The 14,344-nt window shown below is 59.6% G+C and carries 12 protein-coding genes; 11 read left to right on the top strand and 1 reads right to left on the bottom strand.

All coding sequences use genetic code 11. From position 1 onward, the window contains the following. Positions 1-346: 346 nt before the first annotated feature. From BW974_RS03030 to BW974_RS02980, 11 genes are all read left to right on the top strand, one after another. On the top strand, positions 347-1,576 hold the full coding sequence (locus BW974_RS03030) for an MFS transporter (protein ID WP_076427850.1): 1,230 nt from the start codon (positions 347-349) through the stop codon (positions 1,574-1,576). 64 nt (positions 1,577-1,640) lie between these two features. Next, complete coding sequence (locus BW974_RS03025; protein ID WP_076427848.1) at positions 1,641-2,195, top strand: type 1 glutamine amidotransferase domain-containing protein; 555 nt, start codon at positions 1,641-1,643, stop codon at positions 2,193-2,195. Between the two features lie 127 nt (positions 2,196-2,322). Next, a complete protein-coding gene (locus BW974_RS03020) occupies positions 2,323-3,591 on the top strand; it encodes an amidohydrolase (protein WP_076427846.1) in 1,269 nt (422 codons plus the stop codon). A 639-nt stretch (positions 3,592-4,230) separates the two neighbouring features. Beyond that, complete coding sequence (locus BW974_RS03015) at positions 4,231-6,441, top strand: type II/IV secretion system ATPase subunit (protein WP_076427844.1); 2,211 nt, start codon at positions 4,231-4,233, stop codon at positions 6,439-6,441. Positions 6,442-6,544: 103 nt separating this feature from the next. Beyond that, positions 6,545-8,491, top strand: coding sequence for a type II secretion system F family protein (locus BW974_RS03010; protein ID WP_084186187.1), 1,947 nt, complete (start codon positions 6,545-6,547; stop codon positions 8,489-8,491). Further along, a complete protein-coding gene (locus BW974_RS03005) occupies positions 8,488-9,198 on the top strand; it encodes a DUF7289 family protein (RefSeq protein ID WP_076427843.1) in 711 nt (236 codons plus the stop codon). The genes BW974_RS03010 and BW974_RS03005 overlap by 4 nt, the downstream gene beginning before the upstream one ends. Next, positions 9,198-9,668 carry a DUF7266 family protein gene (locus tag BW974_RS03000; RefSeq protein ID WP_076427841.1) on the top strand — a complete coding sequence of 157 codons (471 nt, stop codon included), beginning with the start codon at positions 9,198-9,200 and terminating at the stop codon, positions 9,666-9,668. The genes BW974_RS03005 and BW974_RS03000 overlap by 1 nt, the downstream gene beginning before the upstream one ends. Beyond that, the gene (locus tag BW974_RS02995) at positions 9,665-10,348 is read left to right on the top strand and encodes a DUF7263 family protein (protein WP_076427840.1); all 684 of its coding nucleotides are present in this window, start codon (positions 9,665-9,667) and stop codon (positions 10,346-10,348) included. Before BW974_RS03000 ends, BW974_RS02995 begins: the two co-directional genes overlap by 4 nt. Then, entirely contained in the window at positions 10,341-10,745 is a 405-nt protein-coding gene (locus BW974_RS02990) for a DUF7262 family protein (protein ID WP_076427838.1), read from the top strand. Before BW974_RS02995 ends, BW974_RS02990 begins: the two co-directional genes overlap by 8 nt. Further along, the gene (locus BW974_RS02985) at positions 10,742-11,260 is read left to right on the top strand and encodes a DUF7261 family protein (RefSeq protein WP_076427836.1); all 519 of its coding nucleotides are present in this window, start codon (positions 10,742-10,744) and stop codon (positions 11,258-11,260) included. The genes BW974_RS02990 and BW974_RS02985 overlap by 4 nt, the downstream gene beginning before the upstream one ends. 249 nt (positions 11,261-11,509) lie before the next feature. Then, positions 11,510-13,042, top strand: coding sequence for a formate/nitrite transporter family protein (locus BW974_RS02980; RefSeq protein ID WP_076427834.1), 1,533 nt, complete (start codon positions 11,510-11,512; stop codon positions 13,040-13,042). A 93-nt stretch (positions 13,043-13,135) separates the two neighbouring features. Here BW974_RS02980 and BW974_RS02975 read toward each other — a convergent pair whose 3' ends face one another. Further along, the gene (locus tag BW974_RS02975) at positions 13,136-14,299 is read right to left on the bottom strand and encodes an MBL fold metallo-hydrolase (protein ID WP_076427832.1); all 1,164 of its coding nucleotides are present in this window, start codon (positions 14,297-14,299) and stop codon (positions 13,136-13,138) included. Positions 14,300-14,344: the final 45 nt, after the last annotated feature.

The raw sequence follows: 14,344 nt of genomic DNA, 5'->3' as shown, positions 1-14,344 counted from the left end.
ACCGGATTCATGACCGAAGCGTGGGATGAACTGGACAGCGACACATTGCTCGGTGTTTTCATGGCGTTTGGGGCCGGAATCGGTGGGAGTATCGCGTATTCGATGGGATTTTCCTTGAAAACGTGTTGCTTTGGGGGTCAATGGGAACGGCATTCGGTATCTCGATGGGACTCGTGTTTTGGTTCGTGTTTTCCGACCAAGAGCACTAACGCCTCTTTCTCGACAGCCGAACAATCGAAACTCTCACGGAAAGAACACGGTGCCGCAAACGACCGCAACACACTCCCAACTACCGTCACGCAGGAATGTAGATAGGATTTTCCGACCACAGTTCCAACTACGAACGATGGGTCGGATGCTCCCCGGCGTCCGCGGCGAGCGCGTCCGCCTCGCCGCAGTGATATGGTCGGTACTGCTCGCACAGGTACTCCTCTATCCAGGCGTACCCGACCTCGTCGTCCATCTCGGCGCGAGCGAACAACTCAACGGCGGAACGTGGTTCCTCGTCGCCGAGTTCGCCGCGTTCGTGATTTGTGCGGGGATTTGGGGGTACCTGAGCGACCGTTTCGGAAAACGCGTCCCGTTCATCGTCGCGGGTGCGCTCGGCGGCTCCGCCGGATACGCCGCGCTCGCCGCGGCCCCGACCCTCGGCCTCCCGTTCAGCGCGGTGCTGGCACTGAGAGTCGTGCAGGGTGCCGCGACTATCGCCGCGTTCTCGCTGTCGATGACCATGCTGATGGATTTGCGCGGCGGCCACGGCAGAAACATGGGCGCGGCCGGAATCGCCATCGGCCTCGGAACGGCGATGGGCGCGCCAATCGGTGGCCAACTCGCCGAAATTCACCCGACTACGCCGCTCCTCGCCGCGAGCGTCCTCATGGTCGGAACTGCCCTGCTGGCGGTTCCGACCCCCGACCGCGTACCATCGGAATCTCGGGCGACCGTCGCAACTGCGCTGGCGCGACTCCGCGACAAGCCCGAACTGTCGATTCCCTACGCCTTCGGCTTCATCGACCGACTCACGGCGGGCTTTTTCGCGCTGGTCGGCACGCTCTACTTCCAAACCGAGTTCGGCTTGGATGCGGGTGCGACAGGACTCATGCTCATGCTCTTTTTCGCCCCGTTCGCCCTGCTTCAGTATCCGATGGGGCGACTGTCGGACCGAATCGGGCGATTCATCCCGGTCGTCGTCGGGTCGATTTGCTACGGCATCACCGTCATCGCGGTTGGATTCGCACCGACGGTCGTCCTCGCGGGTGCCGCGATGGTCGCCGTCGGCGTCTGTGGCGCGTTCGTCTCCCCCGCGACGATGGCGCTCGTCACCGATATTGCCCCCGACAGCGACCGGGGAGTCGCAATGGCGGGATTCAACGCGTTCGGGAGCCTCGGATTTCTGACCGGGTTCCTCGTCGGCGGCGGCCTCGCCGACAGCCTCGGGTTCGAGACGGCATTTACCGTTACGGGACTGCTCGAAGTCGGCATCGCGCTGGTCGCGTTCCGCGCCGTCTATCGACTCGGTGATCGCATCGAACAGGGTCAAGGTTCAGAGGAGACGAAAACGACCTCCGCGGAGTGAGGTAAAATCGATTGCCACAATAGCTAAGCGAATTTGTGAAGTCCAAACTTCGTGGGGGAATACGATGACAGACACACTTTCCGATACGACAGTCGCGATTTTCATCGCGCCGCAGGGAACCGAACAGGTCGAGTTCACCGAACCGAAAGAAGCAGTCGAGGATGCCGGTGCCAGCGTCGATGTCGTCAGCGCCGAAACCGGCGAGGTGCAGGCGGTCAACAACGACCTCGAACCCGGGGATACGTTCGAAGTCGAACGAACCTTCTCCGAGATCTCCGCGAACGAGTACGACGCACTGCTCATTCCGGGCGGTGCGGTCGGTGCCGACAAACTCCGCGCCGACGAGGACGCCGTGAGTCTGGTCCGAAAGTTCGCCGAGGCGGGCAAACCAATCGGCGTCATCTGCCACGGACCGTGGACACTGGTCGAGGCGGACGTGGTCGAAGGCCGGACGCTCACCGCCTATCCCAGCCTCCAGACCGACATCCGCAACGCGGGTGGGGAGTGGGTGGACGAAGAAGTCGTCGTCGACCAAGGGTTGGTGACCAGCAGAAATCCGGATGATTTGCCAGCCTTCTGTGACAAAGTAGTCGAGGAGTTCGAAGAAGGTCGCCACTGAGAATCCGGGGGCACAACGGCGAATCGTATTTTTCGAAGCACGGAATTCACCTCGTCTCACGGCGATTCGACCTGTTCTCGTTACCGTAATCCATAGGATTTTGTTCGTACTCCATCGTTAGCAGTCCATGTCGGACAGTAGCCACCCCTCGATAGTCGATTTCCGCCGTGACCTGCACCAGTATCCGGAGGCCGGTTGGAAGGAGTTCCGGACCACTGCACTCGTCGCGGACGAACTCGCAGAGCGCGACTTTACACTCCATCTCGGAACTGATGCGGTCGCCGAGGAGGAACGACTCGGCGTCCCGCCCGAGGACGAACTACTGACCGCAATCGAACGGGCGCGCCGGGAAGGCGCGCCCGAGAGATATCTCGACCGAATGGACGGCGTCACCGGCCTCGTTGCAGAGAAGACCTACGGCGACGGAATCGGGCCAGTCGTCGGCATCCGGGTCGATATGGACGCCCTCGAACGAACCGAGGCACAGGACGACGACCACCGCCCGGCGAAAGCGGGATTCGTCAGCACCCACCCCAACGAAATGCACGCCTGCGGGCACGACGGCCACACCGCCATCGGCCTCGGTGTCGCCCGCGAACTTGACCGAAACGGCGGGTTCGACGGAACGCTGAAACTGTTCTTCCAACCCGCCGAAGAGGGTGGTCGGGGCGGCCTCCCGATGAGCAAATCCGGCCATTTGGACGACGTAGACCACTTCGTCGCCATCCACCTCGGCTTGGGAATCGAGACGGGAACCGTCGTCGCGGCGTTCGAACGTCCGCTTTCGAACGCGAAGTTGGACGTGACCTTCGACGGCGAACCGAGCCACGCGGGGAATGCCCCACAAAAGGGACGAAACGCGCTTCAAGCCGCCGCAACCGCCATCCAAAACCTCTACGCGATTCCGCGCCACAGCGACGGCGTCACCCGAATCAACATCGGACAGGTGCGGTCGGAGAACCCGCAGAACATCATCCCGGAGGAAGTCGAAATGCGCGTCGAAGTTCGCGGCGGTGACGCAGAGTTGAACGAGTACATGCTCGGGCGGGCGAAACGAATCATTTCCGCGTCTGCGGAGATGCACGAGGTTGACGTGGAAACCGGCCTGTACGGCAAAACGACGACGTTCACCGCCGACACGGACATCGCAGAGGCCGTCGCGGACGCGGCCAGTTCGGTCGAGGGAGTCAACGAAGTCGTCCCATGCGACGACATGGGTGGAAGCGAAGACGCCTCCTACCTCATCCGGAGAGTGCAGGAGAATGGTGGACAAGCGACCTACGTCGGCATCGGCGCGAGTAATCCCTACGGGCACCACACCGCCCGATTCGATATCGAAGAGGAGTCGCTTCCGATTGGGGTCGGGGTTGTTGCGGAGACGATTCGGCGGGTGTGAGAGTGGTTGACGACTGAGTTGCGTTGTAACAGGCTACACACAATATTATTTTGATTATTATTTCCATATATTCATTGAAGAGTTAAGAATTATTCTGGTTGTACTACGCTAGATTCTATTTTATCAGAGTTTATATGGAAAATGAGCAAATCAATGGATGCTGGTTCTTCCCACGTGTGTTCCTTCGACAACCCGGAGTCTGTACGAACTGTTACAGTGTAGTTGCTGTCTTTCCGCTCGAAGGGTTTGTCAAACCGAGTATTTTCTGCGGGTTCCACGGTTCCTTTTTTGGTAAATATGGTCTCCGGGCTACCTACTTCCCGAACAGTCAGTTCGTACTCTACTTTGGATTCACTTTGATTGGAAATGTCTATGGCATGATCACTATTTCACCCCCTCAACCGGTTGTGAAGCCCGATACAACCGGATAGGCTAGCTACTCCGGCAGATGTACTTAGTAAGATAGCTCTTCTACGAATCATTACGAAGAGAACTGACAGCATACTATAAATATCGGTCGCTCAGCGCAATTACGCGGAACATCGGATATTTCGAAGATAGCCCACAGCGCCTGATTTGAGTCACATATCACAATCAATTTGTAAAGGTTTAAATTAAAAAAGCAGACCACTTTGCGCTATGGCCGATGCGCATTCGCTTCACACCATCACTACCGACTGCGACACACCCGAAACAGTTCCACCGCCAATCCCACCAGACGACTCCGATGCGTGGTACGCCCCCGACGTGCGCGACCAGCGCGAACTCCATCCCGGCGTCGTCGCCACGGTTCGGGAAACCGACGACGGCTTTCGCTACGACGTTCGAACCCCCACACTCGGCGCGAGCGACGAACGCGCACTCACCCGAATTCGAGAGCACTTTGCAACTGCAAATCTCCGCCGACCGCTGACGCGCGAGGGTGCAATCGAATGTGTCGAGCGTGGTTTCGACCCGAAGTATCGGCGCGCCATCGACCGACTGACCGACATGTCGCAGGCGGGTCGTCGGCGCGTCGAGTACCACGCGCTGGCCGAACTGCTCTGTCTCGGCAAACTGACGCCACTCGCGCTAGACGACCACATCGAAGTCGCCGACGCCGCGGGCGAGCACCTCGTCGTCCACACCGCAAACTACGCGCCCGCGGACACCGACCTCTCGGCTGACGCCGACTATCTCGCCCGGTTCGCCAGCGAGCGCATCGAGACGCACACCGTCGAGTTCGACGAATTTCGAATCCCGGTCGTCGTCTATCAAGAGCACCTACTCGGCACCGACTCCTTCGCGACGAAGTACGCCGTCCTCGAACCGAATCTCCTGCCGGACGACGACCGACTCATCGAAGAGTGCAAAGAGCGAATCTGGGAGACGAACGTCGGCGGCGTCGTTGACGACCGCTCCTCGTTCGTTCGCGAACGCGCCCGACAGTTCCTCTCGCGGCGACTCACGGCCAGAAACACGAGGGCGTGGCTCGACGCCGCCCGGTATCGCGTCCGAACCGCGCTGGCGGAATACGACCTCGCGATTCCGCCGGTTGACCACCGATTTTCCGACGATAGGCTCTCGGATTTGGTGTACTACGTCCTGCGGGACTACGTCGGCCACGGAAAAATGACGATTCCGATCCGGGACGGCCTCCTAGAAGACATCGAAGCCAACCGCGTCGGTGAGCGTATCAAGGTGGTTCCGCGCGGCCGCGCAATCGGTCACGGCAAGCGCATTCCCACCAACCTTGCGTTCGAAGACGAATCGGCGTTCGTCAACGTCGTCACTCAGATGGCCGCCTCGGACGGCGTCGAACTCAACGCCAGTAATCCGAGTGCAAAGGTCAATCTCTCTCCTGACGGCGTTGCCGACGAAGAAACGATTCGCTGTGCGGTCGCACTGCCCGTTATTTCGGAGGGCGGGCCACACATCTCGATTCGAAAGCAGGCTCCTGACACGATGACGCCTGTCGATTTACTGGACGGTGGAAGCATCTCCACAGAAATCGTCACTCTGCTCTGGCAGTTGTACGAACAGCACGGCGTCGCGTTGTTCTCCGGGCCGACAGGGGTCGGAAAGACGACGCTGATGAATGCGCACATGCCGTTCATCCCCTACCGCGACCGCCCAATCAGCATCGACGAGGGGTCGCGCGAGGTTCGACTGCCCCACGAAACCGGTGTCTCGCTTACGACCCGTGACCACGAGAGCGATTACAAACGCGTGACGATGGCCGATTTGATGACCGAGTGTAACTACCTCAATCCGGACGTGGAGGTTATCGCGGAAATCAACACGCCCGCCTCGTTCCAGACCTTCGCGGAATCGCTGAACACGGGCCATGGGTTGATTGGCACGACGCACGCCGAAAACATCGAAAAACTCGTCAATCGCGTCGTGGAGCAGGGGCTTCCCGCCTACCTCTTGCGCGAAATCGACCTCGTCGTCTTCCCGCGATACGTCGATGGCAACCGGTACGTCGGCGAACTCGTGGAGTTGGTGAGCGAAGACGAGTTCGCCGAGTTGGATGGACGCTGTGGCACGATTCGCAAGGATGGAACGACGATTCACTGGAATACGGTCGCGTGGCGCGACCACGATGGAACGTTCCAACTCGACTACGACCATCCGCAGTTGGGTGATGACGAACGTGAAATCGGCTTTCGATTCTTCCACCGACTCGCCGACCGCACTGACAGGAGCGTCGAGGAAGTTGAGGCTGATTTCCACCGCAAACACAGCTACGTGCAGTATCTGAAACGGGAGGGCGTTTCGGACTTCGACGAGTTGTTCTCGTTCCTTGCGGACTTACAGAACAACGAGGCGGCGACGGTGGAGCGGGTTTCGCGGGAAGTGCGTGGATGAGAGTTGTCTCACGTGCTATTTTGCCCATCTCCAAATCCGAGAGTTTAAATTAAATAACACGGATAAATCGTTTTATGACATATTTCGAAAATGAGGTTCCGTGATGAGCACCATCACGGAGTCGAACAGCACGGAGACACGTTTAGAGGATTCATCAGGGACAGAAAATTTACACAGTTCATCCTCCCTCGGCATCCTCGACCGCGCACTGTATGCGCTGTTCTCGCGCCACGCCGACCGCACGCGCCACGACCGCGACCGGAAACGCTACCGCGCGACCGACGTGAACGCCAGTTTCGACGTGTATCTCTCCCGAACCTATGGCCTGTCGTGGGTCGTCTTTCTCGCCATCTTCTGCTGGGCGTTTCTGGTGACGGTCGCGATTCCGGATTCCGTCCTCGCTAGTCTGGCGTCGTTTCTCCACGACGGACTCCCGTTGTTGGATAGGGTTCGGGTACCGAACGTTCAGCGGATGTACGCCGCAACCGGCCTCTCCGTGGCCTGTGCAACCATCAGCAAACGGACGGTGGTGTGGGCTGGTGGACTGTATCTCGGCTGGTCGGCCAGCGCACGCCGGTCGAACATCGAGCGAACTCTGCCCGGTGCGGTTCGATACCTTCGCGCGCTCTCGTCCGGAAGCGACGATAAGACGGCCATGCTCCGAAAAGTCGCCGACCGGGAGGAGTCCTACGGCGACACCGCCGTCGCGTTTCGAAAGGTGCTGAACAAGGCCGCGCTGACGGGTAGCGTGGACGACGGCCTGCGAATCGTCGCCCGAGATACGCCGTCACGCGACGTTCTTGCGCCGTTTTTGCTGAAGTTCAGGGAGCACGCCGAACAGGGGCCGGATGCACTCGAACAGTATCTCCAGATGGAGAGTCGGATGTTGAGCCATCGACAGTCCCGAAGCCGCGAGCAGGCAGAAGGATTTCTCGAACTCATCGCCGAAATGTTCATCGTCCTGCTGGTTACTCCAGCACTCTTGGTTATCGTACTAACCGTTATGAGCGTCCTCGCGCCGGGATTGGCGGCACCAGCGCCGCCGCCGTTCGGCTGGCTATCGATGCGGGCGCTCATCATCTACAGCAGTGGTGCGTTCATCCTCGTCGTCGGTGCTGGCGCGGCGGTCGTGATGTCCTCGCTTCGACCTGCCGACCAATCGGCCCCGAAGCATTCCCGTTCGTCACACCCGATCGAACTGCTCAAAACGCTGCTGATTAATCCGGCAAATACCGCAGTGTTGGCGGTTCCGCTGGCGTTCTGTGTCGGTGGGTTGCTCTGGATGCTCGATTATACGCCCGTCGATACGGTGTTGCTCTCTTACGTCGCGTTCGCACTTCCGGTCGGCCTCGTCTCCGTCCGGCGGTCGCGAATCGACGACGCGAAAGACCGCGAAATCAAGGATTTCGTTCACGCGGTATCCGCTCACGTCGGATTGGGTCGTCCGTTTTCGACCGCAGTCGAACGTGTTGCACGCGACGTCGATATGGGGGCGCTTCAATCGGACGTTACCGACCTCGCATTCAACGCGAACCTCACGAGTCGAGACGGTGATTTGCGCCGAGATGCACTCACTCGATTCGTCGAAAACGTCGGGACGCCGATGGCAGACCAGACTATCGGACTCGTCACCGGAACGCTGGACGTCGGCGGTGATACGGAAACGGTTTTCGACACCCTACAGGTCGAGATTGGCAGATTATATCATCAAAAGAAAGCACTTCGGTCGAACATGCTGGTGTACGTGGTCGTTGGCTGGACGACTGCGCTCCTCATTATCGGCATCATGATTGCCGTGAACGCCTACGTTCTCGACAGTTTCTCGCAGTTGTCGGCGGTGTCCAACTCGAACGCGGGGTTAGCTCTCGACCCGAACGCGGTACAACCGGCGCGTGACCGACACCGGTTCTACGTCGTCACGCAGACGACGATGCTCGCCTGTGGTTGGTTCGCCGGATACGCGAGTCGAGGGTTCTACGAGGCACTGCTTCACTCGGCGGCGCTCGTCACGGTCGCATATTTCGTTTTCGCAGGAGCGGGAATGATATGAGGCGTGGACAATCGAACGTCGTCGGCGTTGCACTCCTGCTCGGAACGGTGATGCTCTCTCTCGCCGGGCTAACCGCCAGTGTCGGTTTCGTCGTGGATAGCAACACCGCGACTGCGGATGCAACGCGGGTTTCGACCGACATGAATCGCGCACTTTCGCCAGTCGAATCGACCGGCGTCCATCGAGGTCGGATTTTGTTCTCCGACGGGCAACTGGAAACCGCGGAGCGGGAACTCCGGATATTGGATGATTCGGGCATCGTCCGAACAGTTCAGGTCGATGCGTTACGCTTCACGAGCGGCAGCAGACGCGTCACGTACGTTGCGGGAGGCATCGTCCGCGGGACGAACGATTCCGCACGGATGTACTCCCAACCACCGATTACGGCCTCAAGGGACGGTGGCGTGTTGGTCGTCGGTGCTGCGAAACTCAACGCATCGGAGCGAGCAGTCAGTTCGAAAACAGGCACGTCCACACTCGTCCGAACGAACGTTACACACGCTCGGACGACGCTCGGCAACGGAACGTACCGGGTCGCCGTCGAGACGGAAGCGACCGGCGCGTGGCGTCGATACTTCGAGCGCCAAAACGCGACGACGACGACCCGTGACTTCGACGGAGACGGGATTCCGAGCGTCGTCGCGGAATATTCCGGACAGCGGTTCGCGTACCTTGTCGTCCACGACATGCGAACGGAGGTTCGGTGATGGACAATCGTGGCGTCAGTCCGGTCATCGGAAAGGTGCTCGAAGCGGGGCTGGTCGTGCTGTACATCGGAATGATTACCACGACGCTGTACGGCGGGGTCGTTCCGGAGTATAGAACGGCGGTCGGTGACGAAGTCTCCGACCGCGTGCTGTCGAAGGCCGCGGAGCGAATCCAACAGGCGGTTCCCGCGAACGGAACGGCCGTTCGCGGTCAGATGCGCGTGACACTCCCGCGGACGATTCGCGGGACGGCGTACGAAATTCACGCCGAAAATCGAACGCTCACACTCGTCCATTCGAACGAGCAAGTGAGCGAAGCCACTCACATCGCAGTTCCGGAACACGTCGGGACGATACGAGGAACTTGGTCAAGTACGGAACCGGCAGTCATCGTCGTTCGAAGCGGAGAAACCGAGGGGGCAGGTCTCGTCGTCGAACTGAAGCGGGGACAACGGGAGCGAGCACCATGACGCGGGGACAGATGAATCTTCCCGCGTTGGCGGTTGCACTGCTCATCCTGACGATGGTCACCGGACTGAGTATCGGAATGGCCGACAGAGCATTCCTCGGTGCGGACAGGGATGCCACATCTCGGCAGATCGGCGTTGCAATCAGCGAACGAATGGTAAGCGAGGAAAGCGCCGTGACGGTTCGACCGAACGTTATCGATGCGACCGAACTCGAAACTCTCGATGCGAACCGTCTGCAAGAACTGTTTCCCGTCGTCGGGAACCACGACGTTCGTGTCAAACTCGACGAGAACGTGCTCGCCGAGCGCGGGAGTCCGACGGGTGGACCGACGATTCGCCGTATCGTGCTGGTCGAGCGTCGAGACGAAGTGACGCGAACCCCGCAACTGTCGGCGTCCAACCCGAGATTTACGCTTCCGAGGCGCACGTCGAACGCGACGCTCACGATACAGTCTCCGGACGAGACGACCGTGACGGCGGTTCGAGCGAACGGCCGAATCGTACTGCGAAACGAATCCGGACTCGATGGAACGTTTTCGGTGCCCGTTTCGCGCTTCGAAACGGTTCAGCTCGCGCTCGAAACCGACGCTTCGGGGTCGCTCCCGACGGGAAGCGTTCGAATCACGTACTATCCCACGAACACCCGAAAAGCCGTGCTGGCGGTGACGGTCGATGCCTAGGGCACAACTCTCTCTGTCAGTTGTGGAGGCGGGAATCGGCGTCATCTTCATCCTCGGCGTTGCGATGGGATTCGCGTTGGGTGTCCCGGCCCCCGACACGCGCAGCGCACAACTCGAACTGTACGCCGAAGACGCAGGAACCGTGCTCGCGAGCGAACCGCCGCGACATCAGGGAACGACCCGTCTCGCAGAAATCATCGACTCGCCGCAAACGTTCGAACGTGAACAGGACGCGCTGGAACGCCGCGTGGATAGAATCCTTCCGGACAACCTGATGTTCCGGGTCGAAACGCCACACGGTGCGGTCGGCTATCGAAAACCCGCCAGCGTTCCAGTCGGCGTTTCGACGGTAACGACGACGAGCGGCGACGTGACGATTTGGGTGTGGTACGTGTGAGAGATCGCGCACAACTCGTGCTGGCCGCGGCGGCAATCGTGGCCGTCGCACTCGCACCTGTCGTGTTCGCGTACCTGCAACTGGGTTACAGCGGCGACGTAACCGCGAGCAACGATTACGAATCGCCCGTTGAGAACGCGGACGGTGTGCTCTCGCGGGCGGTGCAGGACACCGCCCGCGACGTTCCTGCCGAGTACGGATGGGACAATCGAGACGCCGCGATTTCGGCGATGCGCTCCGACCTCGAATCGGAATTAGACACGTTACAGTCTTCCCGCGTTAAATCGGGAACAGTGTACCAAACCGAGTACAACCAGTCGGCGGCGGAGGAATGGGCACAGGCAAGCTGCCCGAGTGGGCCGAATCGGCAGTTCGGTGACTGTGTCGCAGAACGGGGCGTCGTCGTCCAAAATAGGGGTGGCGAAACGCACGTCCTCGGTGTGGCCTTCGACCTGCGCGTGACGACCGAACGCGGGTGGTACGAGGTAACGATACCGGCGGAAACGGCAGGGTGATTCGTTACAATCGCGGAAAGGAGGAAAAAACGAATGACGCCCGATTGTAGCATCAGCGTACTCGATACCGATAGATGACGTTCGGTTCGTTGCAATGACTGGACGACAGCGTGTGTTATAATCTATTTTTGCATCTTTTAATTAATTAGTTGACTACTTTTGGGTCTGCAACAGCGTTATTCCACTACTTAGCCAACACCCGTACAATCGACTGCGACAGCGTTTTCCGGTCGAGGGGGTGGATTTCACATGAGCCAGACCGAAAATAGCACGCTCGCGGTGCCGGTAACTGAACGAGATCGTATTCGCGGCCCGGACGATGCCCCGGTGACGCTCGTGGAGTACGGCGATTTCGAATGCCCGTACTGTGGTGATTTCTATCCCGTCGTCCGTCGGATTTTGAATCGGGTGGGAACGCAGATTCGATTCGTCTTCCGTCACTTCCCGCTCACACAGCAGCATCCGCGTGCACAGAAAGCCGCCGAAGCGGCGGAGGCGGCCGGTGCACAAGGCCGATTTTGGGACATGTACGACCTACTGTATCAACGACAGGATGCGCTCGCCCGAGAAGACCTCGTGCGCTATGCCGAAGAACTCGATTTGGATAGTCGTCGGTTCACGGACGAACTCGACAGAGGCGTCCACGAAGAGCGAGTCAGGGAGGAGTATCGGAGCGGTCTTCAGAGCGGTGTAACTGGAACACCGACGTTCTACATCAACGGTGAACGGTACGACGGCCCGCACGAGTTTGAGCCGATGCTCGCCGCGATTGCAGCGGTGGGTGACTTATCCGACGTAAAACAGTCGTTGCAGGTCGAGAACCGCGAACTTCGGGAGACGATAGACCGTTCTCGCCGGGGGGCACCCGCCGCCGGTGAGGCCGTCCGTGACCGGTTTTCGGCGGACGAAATTTTTCAGCGAGTAACCGCAACTGCGGACGAGGAAATGGAACGGGGGACACGACTCCTGTTTTTCAGCGGACTCGCCGCAGGCTTGAGCGTCGGCGCAACGTTCCTCGCTCGCGCGGCGATGACGACCGCATATCCGGAGAGCGTGGCGATGGGAAACCTCCTGTATCCCATCGGCTTCGTGATGATCGTCATCGGCGGCTACCAGTTGTTCACCGAAAACACGCTAACGCCGGTCACGCTCGTTCTAACGCGCCTCGCCAGCGTGCCACAACTGTTCCGTCTGTGGGCTATCGTGCTCGCTGCAAACGTCATCGGCGCGGGAGTTAGTGCCTTCCTCCTCGCGAAAACCGGCATTTTCGAACCCGACGTTGCGGAAACGGCCTATCGGTTCGGTGAACACGCGATGCACACGTCGTGGTCTGCGCTCTTCTACAAAGGCATCTTTGCTGGCGGCCTCGTCGCAACGATGGTATGGCTGGTTCACGCGGCGCGGGAGACGATTTCACGACTTCTCATCGTCTACGCGATTATGATAATCATCCCGGTCGCCGACCTCTTTCACTGCGTGGTGGGCGCGTGCGAGGTGCTCTTTTTGGTTTTCATCGGGAGCGCGAACGTTGGAACCGTCTTTGCGGACTTTTTCGTTCCCGTCGTTCTCGGGAACACCCTCGGCGGTATCGTGTTCGTCGCGCTCGTGAACTTCAGCATGACCGAAAATCGGCGGTTTCCGGAGCACAACCGAAACCGGTTCGAACTGTCGTGGTCGGAGTGGCTCTTCGGTTCCCGCCTGCGCGAATATCTCCGAGAACGAGAGCAGGGCGAGTCGTCCGGAGAACAGGCGAGAACGCATTCGGCTGAACGACGAGAGTAGTTCCGAATCGCGCCTTCGATCTGGCGACTCGCCGTCGGTTGCACGGTTTCGAACGAGACGGAGCTATCGACTATTCGGATAGTGGTTCCGCTCTCAGGCCGCGCAGTTGTTCGGCCCCACTTCGAGTTCCGTCGCTTCTTCGTCGCTATCGGGCGAATCTTCTCCGGTGTTAATGGCGATGACCGTCTCGTAGTTCGGCGGTTTTTCGGGGGCGTTTTCGGCCAGTCGGTTCACGAACGATTCTTCGTCCAACTGAAGCAGGTCAAGCGTGTCGCGGAGGTCGGCGAGGCGAGCTTGAATCGGTTTACCCGGTTCGCCGCCCTCGTACCGTCCGTCGCTCGTCACTGAGACGTGTCCGGGCAGGATTCGGGTGTCGTCCGGCAGGTCGAGAATCGTCTCGTGCAGCGTTTCGTACAGCAGTTCGGCACCTTCGGATGCATCGTTTTCGCCGAACTGGAGTTCGGTTCGCCCCACCGAATCGACGAACAGCGTATCGCCCGTGAGGAGATAGTCGCCACCGTCGCTGTCGATGCGGTAATTCATCATCTCGGTCGTGTGGCCAGGCGCGTGCAGGGCCGTTATCTCTACATCGCCGAGTTCGATGATATCTCCGTCTTCGAGCGAATCGTAGTCGTACTCGACATCACGTTCGCTCGCTTTTTCGCCGAGATAGTACGGAACGTCGAGGATTTCGGCGAGTCGTGAACCGCCCGAGATGTGGTCTGCGTGGATGTGCGTATCGAACACGCACGAGATGGTCAACCCCGCCTCTTCAGCAGCGACTTCGAACACGTCGATTTGCCGCGTCGCGTCCACGACTGCGGCGTCACCCGACTCGGAAGAACCGACGACGTACCCGAGACAGCCCTTCCCCCGTCGCTGAATCTGGCGGACGACGAGTTCCGCGTTTCCGTCGTTCGTCGCTATCGGGACAACGTCGTACACCTTGCTCCAGTCTTCCATGCCGCCTTTGACGACTGTCACGTCGTCGTATCCCTGCGTTTCGAGTTCGAAGGCAAAGGGTGTCGATGTCAGACCTTTACCGCAGATGGTGACGAGCGGTTTTTCCCCCGTGATTTCGTCCACTCGGTCGCGTTGGTCGTCCCCCACGCCCTCCCGCGGGTCGAACGGAACGTTTTTCGCCTCGGGCAGGTGCCACGCTTCGAAGCTATCCTCGGGGCGGGTATCGATGAGCGTCATCGACTCGCCCGCGTCGAATCGGTCGGCCAACTCGTCGGCGGTGATTTGACTTACCATGAAATCCCCCGCAGTGTTTGCGACGTGGAGACGGTTAGCAGTTGT

This window comes from Haladaptatus litoreus (assembly GCF_900156425.1).
Classification (GTDB): Archaea; Halobacteriota; Halobacteria; order Halobacteriales; family Haladaptataceae; genus Haladaptatus; species Haladaptatus litoreus.
The sequence above is the reverse complement of the archived record's forward strand: the minus strand, read 5'-3'. Positions and strand labels throughout refer to the sequence as shown.

Coding starts and splice junctions, on each gene's coding strand:
- BW974_RS03000 (WP_076427841.1), top strand. CDS start 9,198: ATGGACAATCGTGGCGTCAGTCCGGTCATCGGAAAGGTGCTCGAAGCG.
- BW974_RS03015 (WP_076427844.1), top strand. CDS start 4,231: ATGGCCGATGCGCATTCGCTTCACACCATCACTACCGACTGCGACACA.
- BW974_RS03020 (WP_076427846.1), top strand. CDS start 2,323: ATGTCGGACAGTAGCCACCCCTCGATAGTCGATTTCCGCCGTGACCTG.
- BW974_RS03030 (WP_076427850.1), top strand. CDS start 347: ATGGGTCGGATGCTCCCCGGCGTCCGCGGCGAGCGCGTCCGCCTCGCC.
- BW974_RS02980 (WP_076427834.1), top strand. CDS start 11,510: ATGAGCCAGACCGAAAATAGCACGCTCGCGGTGCCGGTAACTGAACGA.
- BW974_RS02975 (WP_076427832.1), bottom strand. CDS start 14,299: ATGGTAAGTCAAATCACCGCCGACGAGTTGGCCGACCGATTCGACGCG.
- BW974_RS03005 (WP_076427843.1), top strand. CDS start 8,488: ATGAGGCGTGGACAATCGAACGTCGTCGGCGTTGCACTCCTGCTCGGA.
- BW974_RS02990 (WP_076427838.1), top strand. CDS start 10,341: ATGCCTAGGGCACAACTCTCTCTGTCAGTTGTGGAGGCGGGAATCGGC.
- BW974_RS03025 (WP_076427848.1), top strand. CDS start 1,641: ATGACAGACACACTTTCCGATACGACAGTCGCGATTTTCATCGCGCCG.
- BW974_RS02995 (WP_076427840.1), top strand. CDS start 9,665: ATGACGCGGGGACAGATGAATCTTCCCGCGTTGGCGGTTGCACTGCTC.
- BW974_RS03010 (WP_084186187.1), top strand. CDS start 6,545: ATGAGCACCATCACGGAGTCGAACAGCACGGAGACACGTTTAGAGGAT.